Here is a 21,299-nt window from a genome sequence, read left to right as displayed (position 1 = left end):
AGGACCGGCACTTTCTGCAAGCTTTCACAACCAGTGTGCAATCCGGCGGATCACCGGTACAGTCCCCGCATGACCGCACGGCTCGTCGACATCGCAGCGCAGGCGGGGGTGAGCGAAGCCACCGTCAGCCGTGTCCTCAACGGCAAGCCCGGCGTGGCGGCGGGCACCCGCGAATCCGTCCTCGCCGCCCTGGACATGCTCGGCTTCGAACGTCCCACGCGGCTGCGGCAGCGCAGCAGCGCCGGACTGATCGGCCTGATCACGCCCGAGCTGGACAACCCGATCTTCCCGGCGCTCGCCCAGGTCATCGCCCAGGCCCTGACTCGCCAGGGCTACACGCCGGTCCTCGCCACCCAGACCCCCGGCGGCTCCACCGAGGACGAGCTCACCGACATGCTGGTGGACCGCGGTGTCTCCGGGATCATCTTCGTCTCCGGCCTGCACGCGGACACCACCGCCGACATGGAGCGCTACGAAGTGCTGCGCGGCAAGGGTGTGCCCTTCGTCCTCGTCAACGGCTTCTCCCCCAAGGTGCAGGCCCCCTTCGTCTCCACGGACGACCGTGCCGCGGCCCGGCTCGCCGTCACCCACCTCGCCTCCCTCGGCCACACCCGCATCGGGCTCGCGGTGGGTCCCAAGCGCTTCGTGCCCGTACTGCGCAAGATCGAGGGCTTCCAGATCGGCATGCGCGAACGCCTCGGGATGTCACCCGCGGACTCCGAGCAGCTCATCGAGCACTCCCTCTACACCCTGGAGGGCGGCCAGGCCGCGGCGGGCACGCTGATCGGCCGGGGCTGCACCGCGATCGTGTGCGCCAGCGACATGATGGCGCTCGGCGCCGTCCGGGCCGCCCGGGAACGGGACTTGGAGGTGCCGCGTGACATCTCGGTGGTCGGCTACGACGACTCCCCGCTCATCGCCTTCACCGACCCCCCGCTGACCACCGTCCGCCAGCCGGTCCAGGCTATGGGGCAGGCCTCGGTCCGCACCCTCCTTGAGGAGATCGGCGGAACCCCCGCCCCGCACAGCGAGTTCCTCTTCATGCCGGAGCTCGTGGTCCGCGGCTCGACCGCGTCCGGCCGGCCCGAGCGCCGCGACGTCTAGGCCGTGCCCACGCGGACCGAGATCGACGTCCTGGTGCTCGGCGGCGCCGGGGTGGACTCGATCGTGTACGTTCCCGAGCTGCCGCTCCCCTACGCCGACAGTTACCTGGTGCCCGCGATCGACATGCGCGCCGGGCAGACCGGCGACTTCGTCGCGATGGGGGTGCGGGCCCTGGGGCTGCGCACCCATCACATCGACCTCATCGGCGACGACCACGAGGGCGACCTGGTCCGGGCGCTGCACCGCGAGCGCGGCATCCCCTTCACCGAAGCGCTCCAGCGCCGCGGCACCAAGCGCGCGGTGAACCTCGTCGGCCCCGACGGACGGCGCCTCTCGCTGTACGACAACAGCCGTGCGCAGGGCCCGGACCGGCTGCCCGCGGCGGCGGTCGAAGCACTCGCCGCGGTGAGCCGGCACGCCCACGTCTCGCTCACCCATCCCTGCGCCCACGCCCTGCCCACGCTGCGCGCGGCGGGCGTCAGCGTCTCGACCGACCTGCACAACTGGGACGGGGCAGAGCCCTACCACGAGGCCTTCGCGTACGAAGCCGACCTCGTCTTCCTGTCGACCGCCGCCCTGACCGACCCGGCGAGGACCATGCGTCAGATCGCCGCGCGGGGCCGGGCCAAGGCGGTCGTCGCGACGGCCGGGGCCGAGGGAGCCCACCTCCTCGTCGACGGCGAGATCTCCCACGTGCCGGCCTTCACTCCCCCCGCGCCGGTGGTGGACTCGAACGGCGCCGGTGACGCCTTCGCCGCGGCCTACCTCTTCGGCCTTCTGACCGGCGAGCCACCCCTGCGCTGCGCCCGCTACGGCGCGATCGCCGGCGCGTACGCCTGCACCGTCCCGGCCACGCGCACCGACGTCATCAGCAGGGACCAACTCCTCACCCTGGCCGCCGGACCACAGCGGGCCTGAGCGACGATGGCAGGGCCCACCACGCAGCGACGTAGAGCGACACGGAGGAAGAGACATGGCATCGCGGACCGACGTGCGCCCCGGTCGAGTGCTGTACGGGTGCATGGGACTCGGCGGCACCTGGGACACCACGCCGTACGCCGCCGCGGACATCGCCGCGGCCGAGGCCGCCGTGGAAGCCGCCCTCGAGGCCGGCATCACGGTGTTCGACCAGGCCGACATCTACCGGCACGGCAAGTCCGAGTCGGTCTTCGGCGAGGTCCTGTCCAGGGCGTCCGGGCTGCGCGAGCGCATCGTCCTGCAGACCAAGTGCGGCATCCGCCTCACCGACGGCGTCCGGCCCGGCCTGTACGACCTGCGGGGACCGACCATCGTCCAGCGCGTCGAGGAGAGCCTCACCCGGCTGCGGACCGACGTGATCGACGTACTGCTCCTGCACCGCCCCGATCCGCTGACGGGCCCGGAGGAGATCGCGAAAGCTCTGTCCTCCCTCCACGGACAGGGCCTGGTGCGCCGGTTCGGCGTGTCGAACATGAGCGCCGCGCAGATCGCGCACCTGCGGGCGCATCTCGACGTACCGCTGGTCGCCAACCAGCTGGAGATGAGCCTGGAGAGCCGCGACTGGGTCGAGGCGGGCGTACTGGTGAACACCCCGGCCGCCGCCGCCAGCGGCTTCCCGCACGGGACACTCGAGTACTGCACGGCCAACGGCATCCAGTTGCAGGCCTGGGGAGCCCTCGCCCGCGGCCGCTTCACCGGCGGCGGCGAAACCCCGACCGCACGGCTGGTCACCGACCTCGCCGCACGCAAGCGGACGACCCCGGAGACGATCCTCCTGTGGTGGCTCCAACGGCACCCGGCCCGCATCGCCCCCGTCATCGGCACCAGCCGCCCGGACCGCATCCTCGCCTGCCGGGACGCAGTGCACCGCGAACCCGAACTCACCCACGAGGAGTGGTACGACCTGTGGATCACGGCCCGGGGCGGCCCGTTGCCCTAGGCGCCCCGGCGGCCATAATCGACGCCGTGACCGAGCCCGCCGTCGAAGTCCAGTCCCTCGTACGTCAGAAGGCCCTCAGCCTTGGAGGCCTCGGCGAGCGGTGGCTGGCCGAACTGCCCGTTCTCGTAAGGGATCTGGAGCGGTGCTGGTCGATCGAGGTCGGGTCGTCGCTGCCCGGTGGAAGCGCCTCCTACGTGGCGCGGGCCCGGGCCCGTGACGGCCGGGACGCGGTGCTCAAAGTCTCCCTGCCCGCACCGGACTTCGCGGATCAGGTGCGGACCCTGCGCCTCGCGGAGGGGCGGGGGTACGCGCGGCTCCTCGCCGAGGATCTCGACCGTCACGCGCTGCTCCTGGAAGCGCTCGGGCCGTCGATGGACCGGCTCGGCCTCGCTCCTCGGCAGCAGATGGAGACGCTGTGCGCAATGCTCCGGAGCGCCTGGCGGGTGCCGCGCGCGGCGGTACTGACCGCCGACCCCGCCCAGGACAAGGCCCGCGCCCTGGGCGAGATGGTCGGACGGCTGTGGGAGAGCCTCGGGCGGCCCTGCTCGGAGCGGGTGGTGACCAGGGCGCTGGCGTACGCCGAACGCCGTGCCGCCGCGTTCGATCCCGGCCGTTGCGTCGTCGTGCACGGTGACCCGCATCCCGGCAACGCGCTGCGGGTCACCGCGCCCCGGGCCGGTGCCGAGGCCGGGTTCGTCTTCGTGGACCCTGACGGGTTCCTCGCCGATCCCGCGTACGACTTGGGGGTCGTACTCCGCGACTGGTGCGCCGAGTTGAGGGGCCGGGACAGAGCTGCGGCGCGCGGTTTGATCCGCTCGTACTGCGGGCTGCTCGCGGACCGGGCCGGGGCCGGGGTGGACGAGCGGGCGATCTGGGAGTGGGGCTTCCTGGAGCGGGTGTCCACCGGGCTCTACGTGCTCGACTTCGGCTCGGAGGAGCTCGGTCAGCCGTTCCTGGACACCGCGGAGCTGCTGGCCTGAGGGGCGGGCGACACAACGCCGCCGCCCCCGCGCCCGGCCAGGAACAGCCTCAGGACGCACTCGTCCTCGGCCTCGACGAATACCTGCACTCCCCAGCGAGCGGTGAGGCGGTGCGCGACGTCGACCAACCGGCGGCGCTCTTCCGGTTCGTACGCGGGGAATCGCGCCCAGCCCCGGTCGGCGATCTTGTTGCCAGGCTCGCTGAACAGCACGGCCCGTACGCGCTGTTCTTCCTCATCGGTCAGCGGAGTGGGGGTATCGCCGGGGCTCCCGGATGACCACCCTCACTTGGTGTCCGATCGTGTCCGGCCTAGCCGCAGTACCTGTCCCGCCCCGGCCGCTCCCCCGTCGCCAGGTAGTGGGAGACGGTCCGGTCGCCGCACTCGTTGCCGTTGGCGAGGTAGGCGTCGTGGCCCGTCGCGTTCACCGTGACCATCACGGCCCGCTTTCCAAGGGACTTGCGGAGGTTGAGGGCGCCGGTGAGCGGGGTCGCCGGGTCGCGTTCGTTCTGGATGAGGAGGATGTTGGACGGGCCGCTGTCGGTGATCCGTACCGGGGCCTCCTTCGAGCGGTACGGCCAGGCGGCGCAGGGCATCGCGTTGCGCGGCATTCCTGCGGTGAGCGGGTACTTGGACCGGCTCTCGGCCACCTCCTTCGCGTACGCGCCCGCCGACTTGGGCCACTCGATGTCGTTGCAGAGGACCGCGGTGCCGACCGCGACGGCCTTCTGCATCTCCGGCTCCGGCGGTGCCTGCGGCGCGGGCGGGACCGTGCCCTTCCGGGCGGCACGGATCAGCTCCGCGAGGTCGTCGAAGTCGTCGGGGTCGTCGAGCGAGTTCAGGAGTGCCTGCCGCAGGACGTTGCCGTTGAGCTCCTCGGGGTTGGCCTTGGGCCATGGGATCGGCTCGCGGTCGAGTTCGGCCGCCAGGCGCAGGAAGAGCGGGCGTACTTCGGCCGCCGTCCGGGCCAGGCGCAACGGATTGCCGGGCGCCGAGGCCCACTTGGCGAACTCGGGGAAGGTGTCCTCGACTCCCTGCTCATGCCCGGCGAGCCAGGCGCGGGAGACCCGCTTGGGGTCGGGGTCGTCGTTGCTGTCGAGGACGACGCGGTCGGTGCGGTGCGGGAAGAGCTGGCTGTAGACCGCCCCTACGTACGTGCCGTACGAGACGCCCCACGCGGAGACCTTCCGCTCGCCGAGCGCCTCCCGGATGCGGTCGATGTCCCGGGCCTCGTTGGCGGTGCTGATGTGGCGGATGAGGTCACCGCCGTTGCGTGCGCAGGCATCCGAGACGCGCTGCGCGGCGGTCATGTTCCCACCGATGGAGCCGTCGGGGCCGGGCCAGGGGCGCAGTCTCGACGCGGCAAGGTCGGCACGTTCGAGGCCGCAGCTGACCGGGGTGGAGCGGCCGAGGCCGCGGGGGTCGAAGCCGATCAGGTCGTACGCGTCCCGCACCGCTTGCGGCAGCTTCTGGCCCTTGCCCGAAGGAGTGTCTCGGCCGACGCCGCCGGGCCCGCCGGGGATCAGGAGCAGGGCGCCGCGGCGTGCCTCGGGGTTCTCGCTGGGGATGCGGGAGACGGCGATGCCTATCTGTTTGCCCGTGGGGTCGGCGTAGTCCATCGGGACGTTGACAGTCCCGCACTCCTGTCGGGCATCGGCGGCGCCGCCCTCACACGGCTTCCAGTCCAGGGGCGCGGCGGCGGCAGGAGCGTTGGGGGTGGAGGGAGTTGAGGGAGTTGAGGCCGTCGCGGCCAGCGGTGCGGTGAGGCTGAGGACGGCGGCGGAGGCGGCGAGCAGGGCTGCGTTTCGCTTGATCTTCGTCATGGGGAAGAGCCTCGCCGATCGCGTACGGCCGCCACATCCTCCCAACTGACCTAGGGGGATGGGGGTTTACCCTCGCGAGCCCCTAGGGGACATAGGGTCGAATGTGGCGGGCGCCACACAATGTGAAGCATGCGACTTAGGTTAGCCTAAGCTAAGTTATTGAGCGATCGCCTCTCTCGGAGGCGCCTCAGTCAAGGAGATTGACGCAGCATGACCTCACTCACTTGCCGCATCCGCCGTACCGCCGCAGTTGCCGTGGCCCTCGCCGCGGGCAGCGCGCTGGCCCTGACCGGTACCGCGTCCGCGCAGCCCGGCCAGGACTCCGGCAAAGCGGCCGGCTCGACCGTCGAGTCCGCGCCGCTCGTGAAGGGTCTCTACCAGTCCGCGTACTCCGAGCGGAACAACGTGCTGTGGGCCACCTCCGCGGTGGGCCGGCCGCCCGTCACCAACTCCAGCCTGCTGAAGGTCGACCCGCGCACGCTGAAGGTGAAGGAGAGCTACACGCCTCCGGTCACCAACGCCGGGACCGGCGCCGTCGAGGCCGTCTACGGAGTCGCCGTCGACGACGAGCACAACACCGTCTGGACGACGAACACCCGCGACAACTCCGTCGCCGTATACGACCAGCGCACCGGCAAGCACCTCGTCTCGCTGCCCGGCGTGAACCACGCCCGCGAGGTCGTCGTGGACGCCAAGCACAACACGGCGTGGGCGAGCAGCTTCGGCGACGGCACCGTCGTCGCCTTCGACACCCGCACCTTCAAGGAGAAGAAGCGCGTCACGGTCGAGGGATCGGGCCCGGCCGGCCTCGCCGTGAACGCGCGGTCCGGTGCCGTCTACGCCGCCGACCTCAACGGCGACCGGATCATCGAGATCACCCGGAAAAGCGAGACCCCCCGCCTCATCCCCACCGGTGACGGCCCGATCTCCATCGCGCTCTCCAAGGATGGCCGCACCGCCTACACCGCCGACCAGGCCGCCGGCGGCCTCTCGGTCGTCGACCTCAAAAAGGGCACCGTCACGAAGTCCGTGCCGACCGGCGCGGGCGCCCTGTCCGTCGCCACCGACAAGCGTTCGGGCAACGTCCTGGTCGCCAACCGCACCCCCGGCACCGTCACGGTCGTCGACCCCACCGAGGGCGCCGTCATCGAGACCCTGGCCACCGGCGCCAACCCCAACCACGTGCAGGTGACGGGCGGAACGGCCTTCGTCGTCGACAAGTCCGGCACCGGCCCGGAGGGCCAGGACAAGGCGCACCGCATCCGCATCGGCCGCTGAACTTCCGCGCCTCCTGAGACGGCTCATCGTCCCGCCCGCCACGCGAACGTGGCGGGCGGGGCGTCGTCGTACGCGGCGAGGGGCGAGGAAGAGTTACGACTCGAGCCGCTGACCGCGTTCGAGTGGCACGCCGGACGCATCCGTCCGTCCGGCCGACCGGTGCAGCCTCTTGCGTACGAGATGACTCTGCGCCACGACCGTCGCGATCACACCCGCGCCGAGCAGTGGCCAGGCGAGAGGGCCCGCGGCAATCACGGCGGTGACCAGGAGCGGTCCCCCGCTGCGCTGGGCGGACGAGGACAGTCCGTGTACGCCAAGGTAGGCGCCCTGGGCTTCGTCAGGGGCGAGGGCGATGGAGAGTTCCCAGGACGCGATGGCGTGCAGTATCTCCGCGAAGGTGAAGGCGATCGCGGCGACCACCAGGGTGGTGACGGCCAGCCAGGTGCCGCCGGCCACGGAGGCGGTCATCGCGGCGCAGCCGACGACGAAGCAGGCGGCCAGGGGTACGAGGAGGGCGCGGGCTCCGTCCGGCGTGCTCCCGAAGCGGGACAGCGGGACCTGGCAGCAGACGACGAGCACGCAGTTGAGGACCATGAGCAGCGGCGCGAGGCCGTGCGGGGCGTCCGTCGCGTGGACGATCCACAGGGGCATGCCGACCTGGAGAACCGCGTCGTCGAGGAAGAGTGCCGCCTCGGTGACGGTGAAGAGCAGGAAGGGGCGGTCCCGCCACGGGCTCGGCGGCGGAGCGGGGAGTGCGGGCGCCGTGGAGTCGGTGACCACCCGGGACGGGGAAGGCGGTTCCGCGCAGCGCAGGGTGAGGATCGCGGCGAGGAGGAAACTCAGCACGTTGCCGACGAGCAGGGCCTGGTAGGCGTGGGTGGTGCCGACGGCGAGGGCGAGCGCGCCGGCCAGGCCGCCGATGGCCCAGCCCGCGTTGGACACGGTGCGCTGGACGGCTTGGTACTTGGTGCGCTCCGGGCCCGCGATACGGGCGGCGTACAGCTTGGTGAGGACGTTGGCGCCGCGGTCGGCGAGGCTGTTCACTGCGGAGTACAGCAGGAGCAGGGAGAAGTTGTCCGTCGTCAGTAACGCCAACAGCGCGATGGCCTGCTGGAGTTGGGCGCCGATGATGACGCGGGTGACGGGGAACCGGTCGGCGAGGTGGCCCGCGAGCGGCGCCCCCGCGATGCCCACGGCCCCCGAGACCCCCATGAGTACGCCGACCTCGGCGACGGATAGCCCGGTGACCAGGGTGAAGTAGAGGGCGGCCGCCCCCATCCACAGTCCGGTTCCCGCCTTGTTGATCAGGGCGATCCAGAGCATGCGGCGACCGTCGAGGCCCCCTGGTATGCGTGCGTACAGCGCGGCCCGCCTACGACTGAGGCTCACCACTCCCCCTTGGCTTGCGACTTGGCTTGCTCGGCTTACGACTTGACGGCTTTCTTTGTACTGATACATACTTGATTACGTGGCAGCACAATATGCGATCAGTGGCACGACCGCCAAGGGCATTACCTCGTCGGTCGAACAGGCCGTGGCCGAAGGCGGTTTGGGCCCCGGCGACGCGCTGCCTCCGGTGCGGAGGCTCGCCGACGAGCTCGGGGTCAGCGCGGGGACTGTGGCGACGGCCTACAAGGAGCTCCGGCAGCGCGGGATCGTGGTGACGCGAGGGCGTGGCGGAACGGTGGTCGCGCAGGCCCCGGCGGTCGGGGCTCGCAGGCCGCCGAAGGTGCCGCAAGGGGTGCGCGATCTGGCGGGCGGACACCCTGACCCGGCTCTGCTGCCGGTGCTTCTGCCGCCCGAGCGAGTGGTCCCCGTCAGTGGTTCGCACCGCGGTTCGCCGCGCCGTACGCAACTTGAGGAGCTGGCCCGTGAGTGGTTCGCGCGGGACGGGGTGCCGGACAGCCGGGTGACCTTCGCGCACGGGGCACTCGACTGCATGGCACGGCTGCTCTCCGCGGAGCTGAAGCCGGGCGACACGGTGGCCGTCGAGGACCCGGGATTCCACCATCTCCTCGACCTCGTACCGGCGTTGGGCCTGCGCATGCTGCCCGTCGCGGTGGACGACGAGGGGATCAGGCCGGAGGCGCTGCGCGGTGCGCTGCGGGCGGGGGCCAGAGCGGTGGTGTGCAGCCCACGGGGACAGAACCCGATGGGCGGCTGCTTCTCGGAGACGCGGCGCGACGCCCTGCTCGAAGCCCTCGGCGGCTTCCCCGACGTACTGGTCATCGAGGACGATCACAACGCGGAGGTCGCGGGCGCGCCTTCGTACTCGCTGGCGGCCGGCGGGCTCGAACGCTGGGCGCAGGTACGAACCGTGTCCAAGCACCTGGGCATCGACCTGCGGTGGGCGGCGCTGGCGTGCGACGCAACCACGCTGGCCCGGCACGAGGGGCGGATGCTGCTCACTTCGGGGTGGGTCAGTCACCTGCTGCAGGAGACGGTCGAGCGCACGATGGCCGACCCCGCGGCGCGAGCGCTCGTGGGGCGGGCCGAGCGTGCGTACACCGAGCGGCGCGAGGCGCTCATCGGGGAGCTCGCGCGGCGCGGTCTCGCCGCGCACGGAGCGAGCGGACTGAACGTGTGCGTGCCGGTGCGGGACGAGTCCGCGGTGGTCAACGGGCTGCGCTCACGGGGGTGGTGGGTGGCAGCGGGCTCGCGCTTCCGCATCGCCGCGCCCACCGTCGTACGGGTCACGACGGCCACACTGGAGGTGGCGGAAGCGGCCCGTTTCGCCGCGGACTTCGCCTCGGTGCTCGGCGAGTCCGAGGCCACGTACGGGGGTTGAGTTCGCGGCGGGCGGGACAGCGGGACAATGGCCGCGGTTGCCACCGTTCCGCTCGCCCGAGTCTCCCCCGATTTCCCCGAGGTGCCCCGATGATCAGCTGGCGTCGACTCGAAGAGCCGGACTTCCCCCTGCTGCGGCGGTGGCTCGAACAGCCGCACGTCGCGCGCTGGTGGAACCACCAGACCTCGCCCGAGGCGGTGGCGCGCGACTTCGGCCCGGCGGCCCGTGGCGAGGAGGCGTCGGAGGACCTGCTCATGCTGCTCGACGGCGAGCCGTTCGGCCTCGTCCAGCGATACCGCTTCGCCGACTACCCCGAGTACGGCGCCGAGTTGGATGGCCAGGTGACGGTCCCCCAGGGCGCCATGTCCATCGACTACCTCATCGGGGAGCCCGGCCAGGTCGGCCGGGGCCTCGGCACACGCATGATCCAGGCGATCGTCCGGGCCACCTGGACCGACCACCCCGAGGCCACCACGGTGCTCGTCCCCGTACACGTGGGCAATCACGCGTCCTGGCGCACCCTGGAGAAGGCGGGCCTGCGGCGGGTCGCCGATGTGTCACTGGAACCCGACAACCCCATCGACGACCGCGCCCACTACCTCTACCGGATCGACCGCCCGGCCGCCTGAGTCCAGAGGGCTCCGAGGGCTCAGAAGGGCTTGGTCGGCAGGTACTTGCCGTCCAGGGTGATGACGGCGCGCTCGCCGCCCTCGGGGTCAGCGACCTTCTTCACGTCCAGCTTGAAGTTGATCGCGCTGATGATGCCGTCGCCGAACTCCTCGTGGACCAGGGCCTTGAGCGTGGTGCCGTAGACCTGGAGCATCTCGTAGAACCGGTAGATGGTCGGGTCGGTGGGGATCCCGCCGGGGATGGAGCCGCGCGTCGGGATCGTCTGGAGCAGCATCGCCGCGTCCGCGTCCAGACCCAGGAGCTCCGCGACGGCCTCTGCGGCCGGCTTCGGCAGGGCGTGCTGGCCGAGTACGGCCGCGGTGACGAAGGCGACCGAGTAGCCGGTGACGTCAGCTATGCGCTGCCAGGACAGGTCCTTACGCACCTTGGCCTCGACGGCGGTGACGGCCAGGGCCTGGCGGGCGGTGGGGTCGAACTGGGCGTGCGTCATGAGAAGGCTTCCTTACGTGGTGTGCGGTTCGTGGTGCCTGGGGGACGTGGGTGTGCGGGACGTGGTGCGATCAGGCGGCGCGAGCGGCCGGGGCGAGTTCCTCGACCGTGCCGGTGGGGATGTCGTAGACCCAGCCGCGCAGCGTGAGCGTGCCGCGGAGCAGGGCGCGGGCCACCGAGGGGTGCGTGGAGAGGTTCGCCAGCTGGGCGAGCACGTTCTCCCGTACGAGGGAGTCCAGCTGTTCCGTACCGTCCTCACCCTGTTCCGTACCGTCCTCACCGGCGACACGGGCGCGGGCACGGGAGGCGTCCGCGTGGCGCAGCCAGTCGGCGACGGCCGGCAGAGCGGTCAGGTCGTGCTGTTCGGCGAGGGCGGTCATGGCTCCGCAGGAGGAGTGTCCGCAGACGACGACGTCCGACACCCCCAGGACGGCGACGGCGTACTCGACACTGGCAGCGACCCCGTCCGCACCGGGCGAGTACGCGGGCACGAGGTTGCCCGCGGTCCGGATGACGAACAGCTCACCCGGTTCGCTCTGCGTGAGCAGTTCCGGCACCACGCGGGCATCGGAACAGCTGATGAAGAGCGTCGTCGGCCGGTGGCTGCCCGCGAGGCGGGCGAAGAGATCCGCCTTCGCCGGAAAGACGTCGCGCCGGAAGCGCGCGACACCCTCGGTGAGGTCGTGCATGGTCACTCCTTTCAGGGGCACCGGACTTGTATGCCCGACGAGATCCACCATGCATGACCTGGACCTATAGCGTCCAAGACGCAATAGACATACCTGTCATCGGTGGCATCTATAGTTGAGCTCATGGCCCTGGAACTGCGCCACCTGCGCTATCTGCTCGCCGTCTCCGAACACGGCAACTTCACCCGCGCCGCCGAAGACCTGCGCATCTCGCAGCCGACCCTCTCCCAGCAGATCAAGCAGCTGGAGAAGTCACTGGGCGTCCAGCTCCTGGACCGCACCGGCCGCACCGTGCGCCTGACCGACGCCGGCGAGGCCTACGTCCCCTACGCCCGGCGCGCCCTGCGTGACCTCGCCGCGGCCGAGCGTGCCGTGCTCGACGTCCAGGACCTGACCCGCGGCCATCTGCGTCTGGCGATGACACCGACGTTCACCGCCTACCTGATCGGCCCGCTCCTCGCGCAGTTCCACGAGCGCCATCCAGCGATCAGCGTCGACGTGCGCGAGATGAACCAGGACGGCATCGAGGCCGCGCTGCTCGCCGACGAACTCGACCTGGGAATCGCCTTCAGCGCGGACCATCACCTCCCCGGCATCAGCGCGACGGCGCTGTTCACCGAGACCCTCGGCCTCGTCGTCGGCTCCCGCCACCCGCACTGCGGACGCGAGGGGGCACTTCCCGTGCGAGAGATGGCAGGCGGCATCGAACTGGCCCTGCTCAGCGGCGACTTCGCCACCCGCGGCCACATCGACGGCTACCTCGCCGCACACCGCGTCCAGCCACGCATCACCGTGGAGGCCAACTCGATCAATGCCCTGACCGAGATCGTCCGGCGTACCGAGCTGGCCACGGTCCTGCCCGACGCCCTCACCCGCGACCACGCCCACCTGCACCCCGTCCCGCTCGCTCCCGAACTGCCCGCGCGCACGGTGGTGCTCCTGCGCCGCGACAGCGCCTACACCAGTGCGGCGGCGCGGGCGCTGACCCGGCTCATCCGACAGTGGGAGGCGTGATCCGGTCGAGACGCTCGCGCTGCTCGGCGCTCAGCCGGAGTCCCGCCGCGGCGACGTTCTCCGCCAGGTGATCGAGCGAGGCGGTGCCGGGGATCGGCAGCACGACCGGCGAACGGTCGAGCAGCCAGGCCAGCGCGACCTGCGCCGCGGTGGCGTCGAGTTCGGCCGCGACGGCCGCGATCTCGGCCGTCGCCGTCGAGGCCGCGGGGTGGACCGGCCGCCAGGGCAGGAAGGCGATCCCCGCCGCGTCGCAGGCGTCGAGCACGGCTTCGTGCTCGCGATCGAGCAGGCTGTAGCGGTTCTGCACGCTCGCCACGTCGACGATCCGCCGCGCCTCCTCCAGCTCGTCGACGGTGACCTCCGACAGGCCGATATGGCCGATCCTGCCGTCGAGTTGGAACTCGCGCAGCGTGCCGAGCTGATCGGCGAGCGGCACCTTCGGATCGAGACGGTGCATCTGGAGAAGCCCGATCCGCTCGACCCGTAGCCGGCGGAGGGCCTGCTCGACCTGCTCGCGCAGGAATTCCGGCCGTCCGTTGACCAGCGCCTCCTCGCTGCGGCGGCTCGGCTGCTCGATGGCGACCTTGGTCGCGATGAGCAGGTCGTCCGGATACGGATACAGCGCTTCGGCCAGGAGTTCCTCGTTGGCGCCCCAGCCATACATGTACGCCGTGTCGATCAGCGTGATGCCCAGCTCGACGGCCCGCCGGGCCACCGCGACGGAGGCCTCCCTGGCCGCCCCGGCCTCGGTCGCGAGGCGCATCGCCCCGAACCCGATCCGGCGTACGCCGATCTCACCGCCGATGCGGAAGGTGCTCGATGTCATGTGCCGCGTCCACCCCTCAGTCGACGCGCCACGTTACCTCCGCCCGCTGTCACCGTCGAAGTCCGTTCTGGCCTGCTCCACCTTGTCCAGGTTGCGGGTGGACCACTCCGCGAGCGTGGCGAACAACGGCCCCAGGCTGCGCCCGAGTTCACTGATCTCGTACTCCACGCGCGGCGGCACCTCGGGGTGGTACGTACGCACCACGAGGCCGTCCCGTTCCAACTGCCGCAGCCGTTGCGTCAGGACCTTGGGCGTGATGTCGGCGATACCGCGCTGCAGTTCCACGAACCGCAGGCGGCCGTACTCGTTCAGTGTCCAGAGGATCGGCGTGGCCCAGCGGCTGAACACGATGTCGACGACGGGCCCGACCGGGCAGACCTGCGGGCTGACCGGTGTCGTACGCATCGTCCCAGTTGAGTCTGCGCTCGAGTCGGCGCTCATGCGGCCCCCTTCAGGGAAGATCACCCGCGCGGACGGTTCTAGGCGGACGGCTCTAGGCGCGCGGCGCGATGCTGAAGTCGAACGCGGAGGTTCCGGGGTCCACCGCCGTCACCCCGCCGTCGACGGTCAGTACAGCACCGTTGACGAAGGAGGCGGCGGGCGAGAGCAGCCAGGAGATCGCCTCTGCGACCTCCTCCGGTTCCCCCGGCCGGCCCACGGGGACGAGCCGCGTCGCTTCCTCGTACGCCGCGTCGGCCCCGCCGTCCCCAAGGCCGGCCTCCTCGGCGAACCGGGTCATCCGCCGGTCGGCCATCTCGGTGCGCACCCAGCTGGGGCACACGGTGTTGGCGCGAAGCCCGGCCTTGCCGTAGTCGACGGCGAGGGAGCGGCACAGTTGGAGGAGCGCCGCCTTGGACGTGGCGTACGCGGCGTTGGCGACGCCGTTGCGCAGTGCGGCGACCGAGGCGACCGCGACGACCGAGCCGCGCGCTTCGAGCAGGTGGGGAAGCGCGGCCCGCATCAGGAGGAAGGGGCCCGTGAGGTTGGTGCGCATCACGGCGTCCCAGTCCTCGTCCGACAGATCGCCGACCGCTCCGCTGCGCCCGACCCCGGCGTTGAGCACGAGCCCGTCGACGCGGCCGTAGGCTTCCGTGGCCGCCGCGACGAGACCGGCGACCTCCGCGGGATCGCCCGCGTCGGCGGGGTGGGCCAGCGCCCCGGTCTCCTCGGCGACGCGGCGCAACGGCTCGGGGCGCCGCCCGGAGACGACGACGCGGTGCCCGGCCGCGCGCAGCTGCCGGGCCGTGGCGGCACCGATGCCGGTCCCGCCACCCGTGACGATGACAACTCGACTCTCCGTCATGCCTGTTCAGCCTCCGAACGCGGTCGTGAGCACATGCGGTGATCATACGTAGCGCCGCTCACGACCGCGTTCGGACGGTCTGCCCGAAGGCCCTTGCGGGCCGCCGGCACCTACTCGTCGATCGCCGCGCCGAACGCCGCGCCCTTGCCCGGCGCACCCAGCGAATCCGCGCCGTACGTCCACGACCCGGACGCGGTGATGCCGCTCGACCCGGCGGACAGGACCCACACCACTCCGTCTCCGGCGTTCTCGCCGGGCGCGGCGGCCAGGAGACCGAAGCGGCCGTCGCGGTTCGGGTCCGTCAGGCGCACCTGGGCGCCCCACTTGTCGCCCTTCTCGGCCGCGCCGGGGATGTCCGCGGAGTTCTGGTCCCAGGACTTGGCGCCGGTGGCCGTCAGGCCGTTGTCCGAGCCCCGCAGCACCCAGGCCGCCCCGGCGTCCGCGACCGTGCCGATGTCCTCACCCGGTGCGCCGATCGCGACGTCCGCGTAACCGTCGCCGTTCGTGTCCGCCACGGACAGATCGGCGCCCCAGCCGTCACCGCGCTCGGCGGTGCCTGGCACGCCCGCGCTGTCCTGCGTCCACCACTTGGCCTCGTCCTGGAGGCCTTCCGGGGTGCCGTAGCGGACGCCGACCAGGCCGCCGGTCATCGTCTCGCCCCCGTCGTCCGGGGAGTTGGGCTCGCCGGTCACCAGGTCGTCGTAGCCGTCGTGGTTGATGTCGCCGGACGCGGCCGCGGGGCCGCCGCGCAGATCGCTCTTGTACGTGAGTCCGTCGGCGTTCCCCTTGAAGTACGCGGACCAGCCGTGCCCCGGTTCGTCGCCCACGGTCACGCCGGAGACGATGAGGTCGGCGTAGCCGTTGTCGTCGTAGTCGCCGGTGGTCAGCGACTTCGGCTGGATGTCCCGCTCCTCGGCCGCCGCGGCGAGACGCTCGGTCGCCTGACGCCGCAGCGGAGCTTGCCCGTCGGCCTGCGGCGCGGCGTCGTACGCGAAGAGTTCCAGGTCGTCGCGGTCCAGTACGGCGAGCACGTCGCCCGGCGTCTCGCCGGTGAGGTGCGCCGCGGCGAGACTCAGGCCGAACTGCTCGCCCTTGGTGGGTTCCTGGGTTTCCAGCCAGTCGCTGGCTCCGCCGCTGAGGCCCTCCTTCGAGCCCCACAGGATCGCGACGCCACCGGCGTCCGCCGTGTCGCCGATGTCCTCGCCGGGGATGCCGACGATCGCGTCGTCGAAGCCGTCGCCGTCCAGGTCACCGGTGGCGACGGCCGTCCCGAAGCCGTCGCCCGCCTCCGCGGCGCCCGCCACGCCGGACGTCGACTGGCTGAAGCGGGCGACCGAGGTGGTGTTCATGCCTCTGGATGAGCCGTACTGGGCCGTGACGAGACCGGCGCCCTGCTGGCCACTGACCGTCGCCCCGGGGGCTCCGACCAGCACGTCCTCGTATCCGTCGCCGTTGAAGTCACTGTTGCGGTCGTTGGCGTGCGTACCCCCGGGGGTGCCGGCGACCGCGGAGGGAGCGGCAGCGATGCACGCCCCGGTGAGAAGGAGGAATGAGGCCGCGGTGAGGGCGGCCGAACGGTTCTTGCGCACGAGCGGCTCCTGTGAAGGAAGGTGGCCGGGCAGGCGCGAGGGTGTCCGGAAAGGGCCCGTTCCTTGTCCGGCGCCCTGTTCGACACCGGATGGGGCACAAGGGTTGTACGCGGCCTTGAGCTCGGTTGCGGGACGCGCAATCTCCTCTGAGATCATGGTGGTTGAGGTCATGGCGGTTGAGGTCGTGATCGTTGAGGTGATGATCGTTGGGATCACGGCCGCCGCAGGACCGCCGCCGTAGAACGGGAGAGACAGCGCGTGCCCCAAGACCGAGTGACGTACCGGGTGATGTACGCGCCGAATCCTCCCGTCGTCGTCAGCTGGGGCGGAAGTGAACGCCACGACGCGGACGGCGCGATCGGCCGTCTCTGCCGCGACCCCGCCGGTCCCGAGCGGGACAACCGCCGCTCGCTGCGCGCCTTTCACATCGTTCCGGACGGCAGGGCGCCGGTCGCGCGGGTGACCACCGAGCAGACCCTCGGCTCCCGCGCGAGCGGACGCGCCGCCGCCTACCGCGTGGACGACGCCGGCGGCGCCCCGCTCGCAAGGATCACCTTCCGGCGCCGTGCCCTCCTACGCCTCGGCCGCACGCAGTGGACCGTGGAGCCCGTCGCGGGGCCCGCCCTCCAGGGCTACCGAGGCCGCCTGGTGTGGTGGGCCCTGTGGTGGCCCATCGGCCTTCCGCTCAGCCTGGTCTGGGGCATCACGTCCCTCCTGGCCGAGGGCGACGGCGGTTTCGGCGCCCCGCGCCGGATCATCTGGCGTGACGCGTCCGGCCGGGCGCATCTCGTCTTCCGGGGTCTGGCCGACGAGTACCGGGTGCTCGGCCAGGGCTTGGACCCGCGTGTGGTGGCCGCGCTCGTGGCACTGCACCAGTCCTTCGATCCGTCCGACGGCGGCGGGGCGTTGGGCTGGTACGAGACGGCGTGAGCGACGCCCGGTGACACCGGAGCCCGCGGTGCCGGTCCTGCTCTCGGGCATGGATCACGGCCGCCCGGCGGTTACCGCGTTCGGGTGTCTTGGCGGTCCCGGTGCAACCGGAGGGCCGCCCGACCGCTTCCTGTCCGACACAGGCATTGCCCGCACGTCGTGAGGAAGCCGCCATGACTTCACCTGCCACCATCCTGCCGACCGTCAACTGGGACGCGGAGGCGGACCTTTTGCTGCCCCCGCCCGACCCGGCGCAGCGTCTGGACATGGCGGCCCCGGCCGTGCTCACGCCCCGCGACCGGCACCGCCTGAGCCTGCACGCGACGCTCACCACGGCCGGCATCCCTCCCCACCCCGACGACGCCAAGGCCATCGACGCGCTGAGCACGCTCGACGACACGGTCGGCCTCGCGATCTGCCGCTGGCTCAGCACCCATGCCCACTCGGCGACGCCGCTCGCGTGACGCGCCGACCGCAGCCGGTCAGCCTCGGTGGAACAGGTCCTGCGGGTCGACGCGTTCCCAGCGTGAGCGCGGGGCCGGCGTGCGCGGCACCTCACGGTTCTGGGCCTCCCACTCGCGTACCAGCGCGTCGTAGATCGGGGATTGCGAAGCGACCTGCCCACCGCCCGCCCTTGTCTCGGCACGGGGTGGCCGCGGCGAAGGAATCCCGTTCCCCGCATCGCTCATGCGCAGTCCAACGATCCTTTCCGCTCCCGGCACCTTCACGAATTCGCCCGCGTCCGGCATTAAGCCCGTGGCATGCGCATGCCACGGGCTTAATGGAACGTCAGACGCAGATTACTGACTCCATGGATCGTCTGCGGGCGGTCTTCGAATTCGTACCCAAACGAGAGAAGCCGAGCGGCGGTTCGGTACCCATCACGCTCAACCGTCGTTGGCAGGGTGCAGTGCAGCAGATTGGCTGTGCGCCGGCACTCCTGGGACTTACTCCTTGCCCAGGGGCCCAGGAGTGCCGACCTCCGACATAGAACAGTGACGCCCTATGCCCGAACGTCGACCGATCGATCCAGCCGACGACGACCACCCTGAAGAGGGCGGCCGCGACCATGATCGCTCTCGGAGAGCGATGAACGCAGCAACGCAGTGCGCGGAGTTGGCGGTCCGGATCTTCGAGAACTCGGCGGACGCAAGCGACTTCGTCACCTTCGCGTGCGCCCTCGCACCCGAGGCCGCGCTCCTCGTCCGGCGAGCCGTCCGAGCCGCCCGGCAGCTGGGGAGGAGGCGGAACCGCACAGGATCTGACACCTAGTTCCTCCCCTTGCCGAAGGTGATGTGGGCCGGCCGCGCACCGGCCCACGATCGCCATCTGTTCAAGTCCCTTTGATCACAACGTTTTGCACACAACATCGCAACTTGCTCGCGACTACTCAACGCTGCCCCTCATCGGCAGTGTCGCTTTTGAAACTGTGACACACGATTGAGTGACGGATTTATGCAAGACGGCTGCGCGGGACCTTGTCGATCCATATTCTCTGCCCAGGCACAGTCATTTCTCCGCGCCGACGTATGCCGAGAGATGTTCGCCGGTGAGCGTGGAGCGGTCGGCGACGAGTTCCGCGGGCGTGCCCTCGAAGACGATCTTTCCGCCGTCGTGTCCCGCGCCGGGACCGAGGTCGATGATCCAGTCGGCGTGGGCCATGACCGCCTGGTGGTGCTCGATGACGATCACCGACTTGCCCGAGTCGACGAGGCGGTCCAGCAGGCCAAGGAGTTGCTCGACGTCGGCGAGGTGCAGCCCTGTGGTCGGCTCGTCGAGGACGTACACGCCGCTCTTCTCCGCCATGTGAGTGGCCAGCTTGAGCCGCTGCCGCTCGCCGCCGGACAGTGTGGTGAGCGGCTGGCCGAGGCTGAGGTAGCCGAGCCCCACGTCCGCGAGCCGTTCGAGGATCTTGTGCGCGGCCGGGGTGCGCGCCTCGCCCTCGCCGAAGAACTCCTCCGCCTCGCTCACCGACATCGCGAGCACCTCGCTGATGTTGCGGCCACCGAAGGTGTATTCGAGGACCGCGGGCTGGAACCGCTTCCCCTCGCAGTCCTCGCAAGGGGTCTCGACACTGGCCATGATCCCCAGGTCGGTGTAGATGACGCCCGCACCGTTGCAAGTGGGGCATGCGCCCTCGGAGTTGGCGCTGAACAGCGCCGGCTTCACGTCGTTGGCCTTGGCGAACGCCTTGCGGATCGGGTCGAGCAGTCCGGTGTACGTCGCGGGGTTGCTGCGCCGCGAGCCCTTGATCGGCGCCTGGTCGACCGAGACCACACCCGCGGACGCGGGGATGGAGCCGTGGATCAGTGAGCTCTTGCCGGAGCCCGCGACGCCGGTGACGACGCACAGCACTCCGAGCGGCACGTCGACGTCGACGCCCTGGAGGTTGTGGCGGGTGGCGCCGCGGATCTCCAGCGTGCCGGAGGGCTCCCGCACCGTCTCCTTGAGCGCGGCACGGTCGTCGAGGTGGCGGCCTGTGACGGTGTCGCTGGCGCGCAGCCCGTCGACGGTGCCCTCGAAGCAGACGGCTCCGCCCGCCGTACCGGCGCCGGGGCCGAGGTCGACGACGTGGTCGGCGATCGCGATGGCCTCGGGCTTGTGCTCGACGACAAGGACCGTGTTGCCCTTGTCCCGCAGTCGAAGGAGCAGCTTGTTCATCCGCTCGATGTCGTGGGGGTGCAGGCCGATGGTGGGCTCGTCGAAGACGTACGTGACGTCGGTGAGCGAGGAGCCGAGGTGGCGGATCATCTTGACGCGCTGTGCCTCGCCGCCCGACAGCGTGCCCGCGGGGCGGTCCAGTGCGAGGTAGCCGAGGCCGATCTCCACGAACGAGTCGAGGGTCTGCTGCAGCGCGGTGAGCAGCGGCGCGACCGAGGGCTCCTTGAGGCCGCGGACCCACTCGGCCAGGTCGCGGATCTCCATCGCGCAGGCGTCGGCGATGCTGATCCTCTTGATCTTCGAGGACCGGGCCCCCTCGCTGAGGCGGGTGCCGTCGCACTCGGGGCAGGTGGTGAAGGTGACCGCGCGCTCCACGAAGGCCCGGATGTGCGGCTGCATCCCCTCCTTGTCCTTGGAGAGGAACGACTTCTGGATCTTGGGGATCAGCCCTTCGTAGGTGAGGTTGACGCCGTTGACCTTGACCTTCATGGGCTCCCCGTAGAGGAAGTCCCGCAGTTCCTTCTTGGTGTACTTGCGGATCGGCTTGTCCGGGTCGACCAGGCCCGACTGGGCGTAGACCTGCACGGTCCACTGGCTGTCCGACTTCCAGCCGGGGATGGTGAACGCGCCTTCGGAGAGCGACTTGGAGTCGTCGTAGAGCTGGGTGAGGTCGATGTCGGAGACCGAGCCCCGACCCTCGCAGCGCGTACACATGCCGCCGGTGCGGTTGAAGGTCGCCTTCACGGTCTTGGTCTTGGCGCCACCGCGTTCGACGGTGATCCCGCCGCTCGCCCGGACCGACGCGGTGTTGAAGGAGTACGCGCTGGGCGGGCCGATCTGCGGTTTGCCGAGCCGGCTGAAGAGGATGCGCAGCATGGCGTTCGCGTCGGTGGCGGTGCCGACCGTGGAGCGGGGGTCGGCGCCCATCCGCTGCTGGTCGACGATGATCGCGGTCGTGAGGCCGTCGAGTACGTCGACTTCGGGGCGCGCGGGCGTCGGCATGAAGCCCTGCACGAAGGCGCTGTAGGTTTCGTTGATCATCCGCTGCGACTCGGCGGCGATCGTGCTGAACACCAGCGAGCTCTTGCCGGAGCCGGAGACACCGGTGAACACCGTCAGGCGTCGCTTGGGGAGCTCGATGCTGACGTCCTTGAGGTTGTTCACGCGCGCGCCGTGCACCCGGATCAAGTCGTGGCTGTCGGCTGCGTGGAGCGCAGGCGACTGCGCGGTCCTTCTCTTGGCCGGGCTCATGGTGTCTCCATCTGTCGGGCGGAGCCG

General features: G+C 70.9%; 21 protein-coding genes. 11 read left to right on the top strand and 10 right to left on the bottom strand.

Features of this window, described 5'->3' with window-relative positions; all coding sequences use genetic code 11:
• The first annotated feature begins 69 nt into the window (after positions 1–69).
• From ACWGI2_RS08110 to ACWGI2_RS08095, 4 genes are read left to right on the top strand one after another with little or no spacing between them, the layout of a single operon-like run.
• Positions 70–1,104 carry a LacI family DNA-binding transcriptional regulator gene (locus ACWGI2_RS08110; RefSeq protein ID WP_453398925.1) on the top strand — a complete coding sequence of 345 codons (1,035 nt, stop codon included), beginning with the start codon at positions 70–72 and terminating at the stop codon, positions 1,102–1,104.
• A 3-nt stretch (positions 1,105–1,107) separates the two neighbouring features.
• The gene (locus ACWGI2_RS08105) at positions 1,108–2,022 is read left to right on the top strand and encodes an adenosine kinase (RefSeq protein WP_453694522.1); all 915 of its coding nucleotides are present in this window, start codon (positions 1,108–1,110) and stop codon (positions 2,020–2,022) included.
• A gap of 55 nt (positions 2,023–2,077) precedes the next feature.
• A complete protein-coding gene (locus ACWGI2_RS08100) occupies positions 2,078–3,022 on the top strand; it encodes an aldo/keto reductase (RefSeq protein ID WP_453398927.1) in 945 nt (314 codons plus the stop codon).
• Between the two features lie 26 nt (positions 3,023–3,048).
• Positions 3,049–4,002 (top strand): aminoglycoside phosphotransferase family protein, encoded by a 954-nt coding sequence (locus ACWGI2_RS08095; RefSeq protein WP_453694521.1) that lies wholly within the window; start codon positions 3,049–3,051, stop codon positions 4,000–4,002.
• Here ACWGI2_RS08095 and ACWGI2_RS08090 read toward each other — a convergent pair.
• Together ACWGI2_RS08090 and ACWGI2_RS08085 are read right to left on the bottom strand one after the other, a co-directional pair.
• Positions 3,966–4,214: a hypothetical protein gene (locus ACWGI2_RS08090; RefSeq protein WP_453694520.1), complete on the bottom strand. Its 249-nt coding sequence runs from the start codon at positions 4,212–4,214 to the stop codon at positions 3,966–3,968. The genes ACWGI2_RS08095 and ACWGI2_RS08090 overlap by 37 nt on opposite strands.
• Before the next feature lie 98 nt (positions 4,215–4,312).
• Positions 4,313–5,824, bottom strand: coding sequence for an alpha/beta hydrolase (locus ACWGI2_RS08085; protein ID WP_453694519.1), 1,512 nt, complete (start codon positions 5,822–5,824; stop codon positions 4,313–4,315).
• A gap of 210 nt (positions 5,825–6,034) precedes the next feature.
• On the opposite strand from ACWGI2_RS08085, the gene ACWGI2_RS08080 reads away from it, so the two are divergent.
• Positions 6,035–7,102 (top strand): YncE family protein, encoded by a 1,068-nt coding sequence (locus ACWGI2_RS08080; protein ID WP_453694518.1) that lies wholly within the window; start codon positions 6,035–6,037, stop codon positions 7,100–7,102.
• A gap of 93 nt (positions 7,103–7,195) precedes the next feature.
• Here ACWGI2_RS08080 and ACWGI2_RS08075 read toward each other — a convergent pair whose 3' ends face one another.
• Complete coding sequence (locus ACWGI2_RS08075) at positions 7,196–8,425, bottom strand: MFS transporter (RefSeq protein WP_453694517.1); 1,230 nt, start codon at positions 8,423–8,425, stop codon at positions 7,196–7,198.
• A 145-nt stretch (positions 8,426–8,570) separates the two neighbouring features.
• Here ACWGI2_RS08075 and ACWGI2_RS08070 point away from each other — a divergent pair, with 145 nt between their 5' ends.
• Both ACWGI2_RS08070 and ACWGI2_RS08065 read left to right on the top strand, forming a co-directional pair.
• On the top strand, positions 8,571–9,890 hold the full coding sequence (locus ACWGI2_RS08070) for an aminotransferase class I/II-fold pyridoxal phosphate-dependent enzyme (protein ID WP_453694516.1): 1,320 nt from the start codon (positions 8,571–8,573) through the stop codon (positions 9,888–9,890).
• An 89-nt stretch (positions 9,891–9,979) separates the two neighbouring features.
• Complete coding sequence (locus ACWGI2_RS08065; protein WP_453694515.1) at positions 9,980–10,519, top strand: GNAT family N-acetyltransferase; 540 nt, start codon at positions 9,980–9,982, stop codon at positions 10,517–10,519.
• Between the two features lie 20 nt (positions 10,520–10,539).
• On the opposite strand, the gene cynS is transcribed toward ACWGI2_RS08065, so the two are convergent.
• Positions 10,540–11,010: a cyanase gene (cynS, locus tag ACWGI2_RS08060; protein ID WP_453694514.1), complete on the bottom strand. Its 471-nt coding sequence runs from the start codon at positions 11,008–11,010 to the stop codon at positions 10,540–10,542.
• Between the two features lie 70 nt (positions 11,011–11,080).
• Positions 11,081–11,698 (bottom strand): carbonic anhydrase, encoded by a 618-nt coding sequence (locus ACWGI2_RS08055; protein WP_453694513.1) that lies wholly within the window; start codon positions 11,696–11,698, stop codon positions 11,081–11,083.
• 123 nt (positions 11,699–11,821) lie between these two features.
• On the opposite strand from ACWGI2_RS08055, the gene cynR reads away from it, so the two are divergent.
• Positions 11,822–12,712 (top strand): transcriptional regulator CynR, encoded by an 891-nt coding sequence (gene cynR / locus ACWGI2_RS08050; protein WP_453694512.1) that lies wholly within the window; start codon positions 11,822–11,824, stop codon positions 12,710–12,712.
• Here the strand turns inward: cynR and ACWGI2_RS08045 are convergent.
• The 4 genes from ACWGI2_RS08045 to ACWGI2_RS08030 all read right to left on the bottom strand — a co-directional run bounded on the left by ACWGI2_RS08045 (position 12,690) and on the right by ACWGI2_RS08030 (position 16,430).
• Positions 12,690–13,538, bottom strand: coding sequence for an aldo/keto reductase (locus ACWGI2_RS08045; RefSeq protein WP_453398937.1), 849 nt, complete (start codon positions 13,536–13,538; stop codon positions 12,690–12,692). The genes cynR and ACWGI2_RS08045 overlap by 23 nt on opposite strands.
• Before the next feature lie 33 nt (positions 13,539–13,571).
• The gene (locus ACWGI2_RS08040) at positions 13,572–13,943 is read right to left on the bottom strand and encodes a winged helix-turn-helix transcriptional regulator (RefSeq protein WP_453398938.1); all 372 of its coding nucleotides are present in this window, start codon (positions 13,941–13,943) and stop codon (positions 13,572–13,574) included.
• A gap of 88 nt (positions 13,944–14,031) precedes the next feature.
• The gene (locus ACWGI2_RS08035) at positions 14,032–14,841 is read right to left on the bottom strand and encodes an SDR family NAD(P)-dependent oxidoreductase (RefSeq protein ID WP_453694511.1); all 810 of its coding nucleotides are present in this window, start codon (positions 14,839–14,841) and stop codon (positions 14,032–14,034) included.
• A gap of 110 nt (positions 14,842–14,951) precedes the next feature.
• On the bottom strand, positions 14,952–16,430 hold the full coding sequence (locus tag ACWGI2_RS08030; RefSeq protein ID WP_453694510.1) for an esterase: 1,479 nt from the start codon (positions 16,428–16,430) through the stop codon (positions 14,952–14,954).
• Positions 16,431–16,688: 258 nt separating this feature from the next.
• Here ACWGI2_RS08030 and ACWGI2_RS08025 point away from each other — a divergent pair, with 258 nt between their 5' ends.
• The 3 genes from ACWGI2_RS08025 (at position 16,689) to ACWGI2_RS08015 (ending at position 18,632) form a co-directional block, all read left to right on the top strand.
• Complete coding sequence (locus ACWGI2_RS08025) at positions 16,689–17,360, top strand: hypothetical protein (RefSeq protein WP_453694509.1); 672 nt, start codon at positions 16,689–16,691, stop codon at positions 17,358–17,360.
• A 173-nt stretch (positions 17,361–17,533) separates the two neighbouring features.
• Positions 17,534–17,824, top strand: coding sequence for a hypothetical protein (locus tag ACWGI2_RS08020; protein WP_453398942.1), 291 nt, complete (start codon positions 17,534–17,536; stop codon positions 17,822–17,824).
• Positions 17,825–18,449: 625 nt separating this feature from the next.
• Positions 18,450–18,632, top strand: a complete 183-nt coding sequence (locus tag ACWGI2_RS08015) for a hypothetical protein (protein WP_453398943.1) — start codon at positions 18,450–18,452, stop codon at positions 18,630–18,632.
• A 237-nt stretch (positions 18,633–18,869) separates the two neighbouring features.
• Here ACWGI2_RS08015 and ACWGI2_RS08010 read toward each other — a convergent pair whose 3' ends face one another.
• Positions 18,870–21,272, bottom strand: coding sequence for an ATP-binding cassette domain-containing protein (locus ACWGI2_RS08010; RefSeq protein WP_453694508.1), 2,403 nt, complete (start codon positions 21,270–21,272; stop codon positions 18,870–18,872).
• Between the last annotated feature and the right edge of the window lie 27 nt (positions 21,273–21,299).

Source organism: Streptomyces sp. NPDC054866, assembly GCF_053610745.1.
Note: the sequence above shows the minus strand (reverse complement) of the source record. Positions and strands in the feature narration are given on the sequence as shown.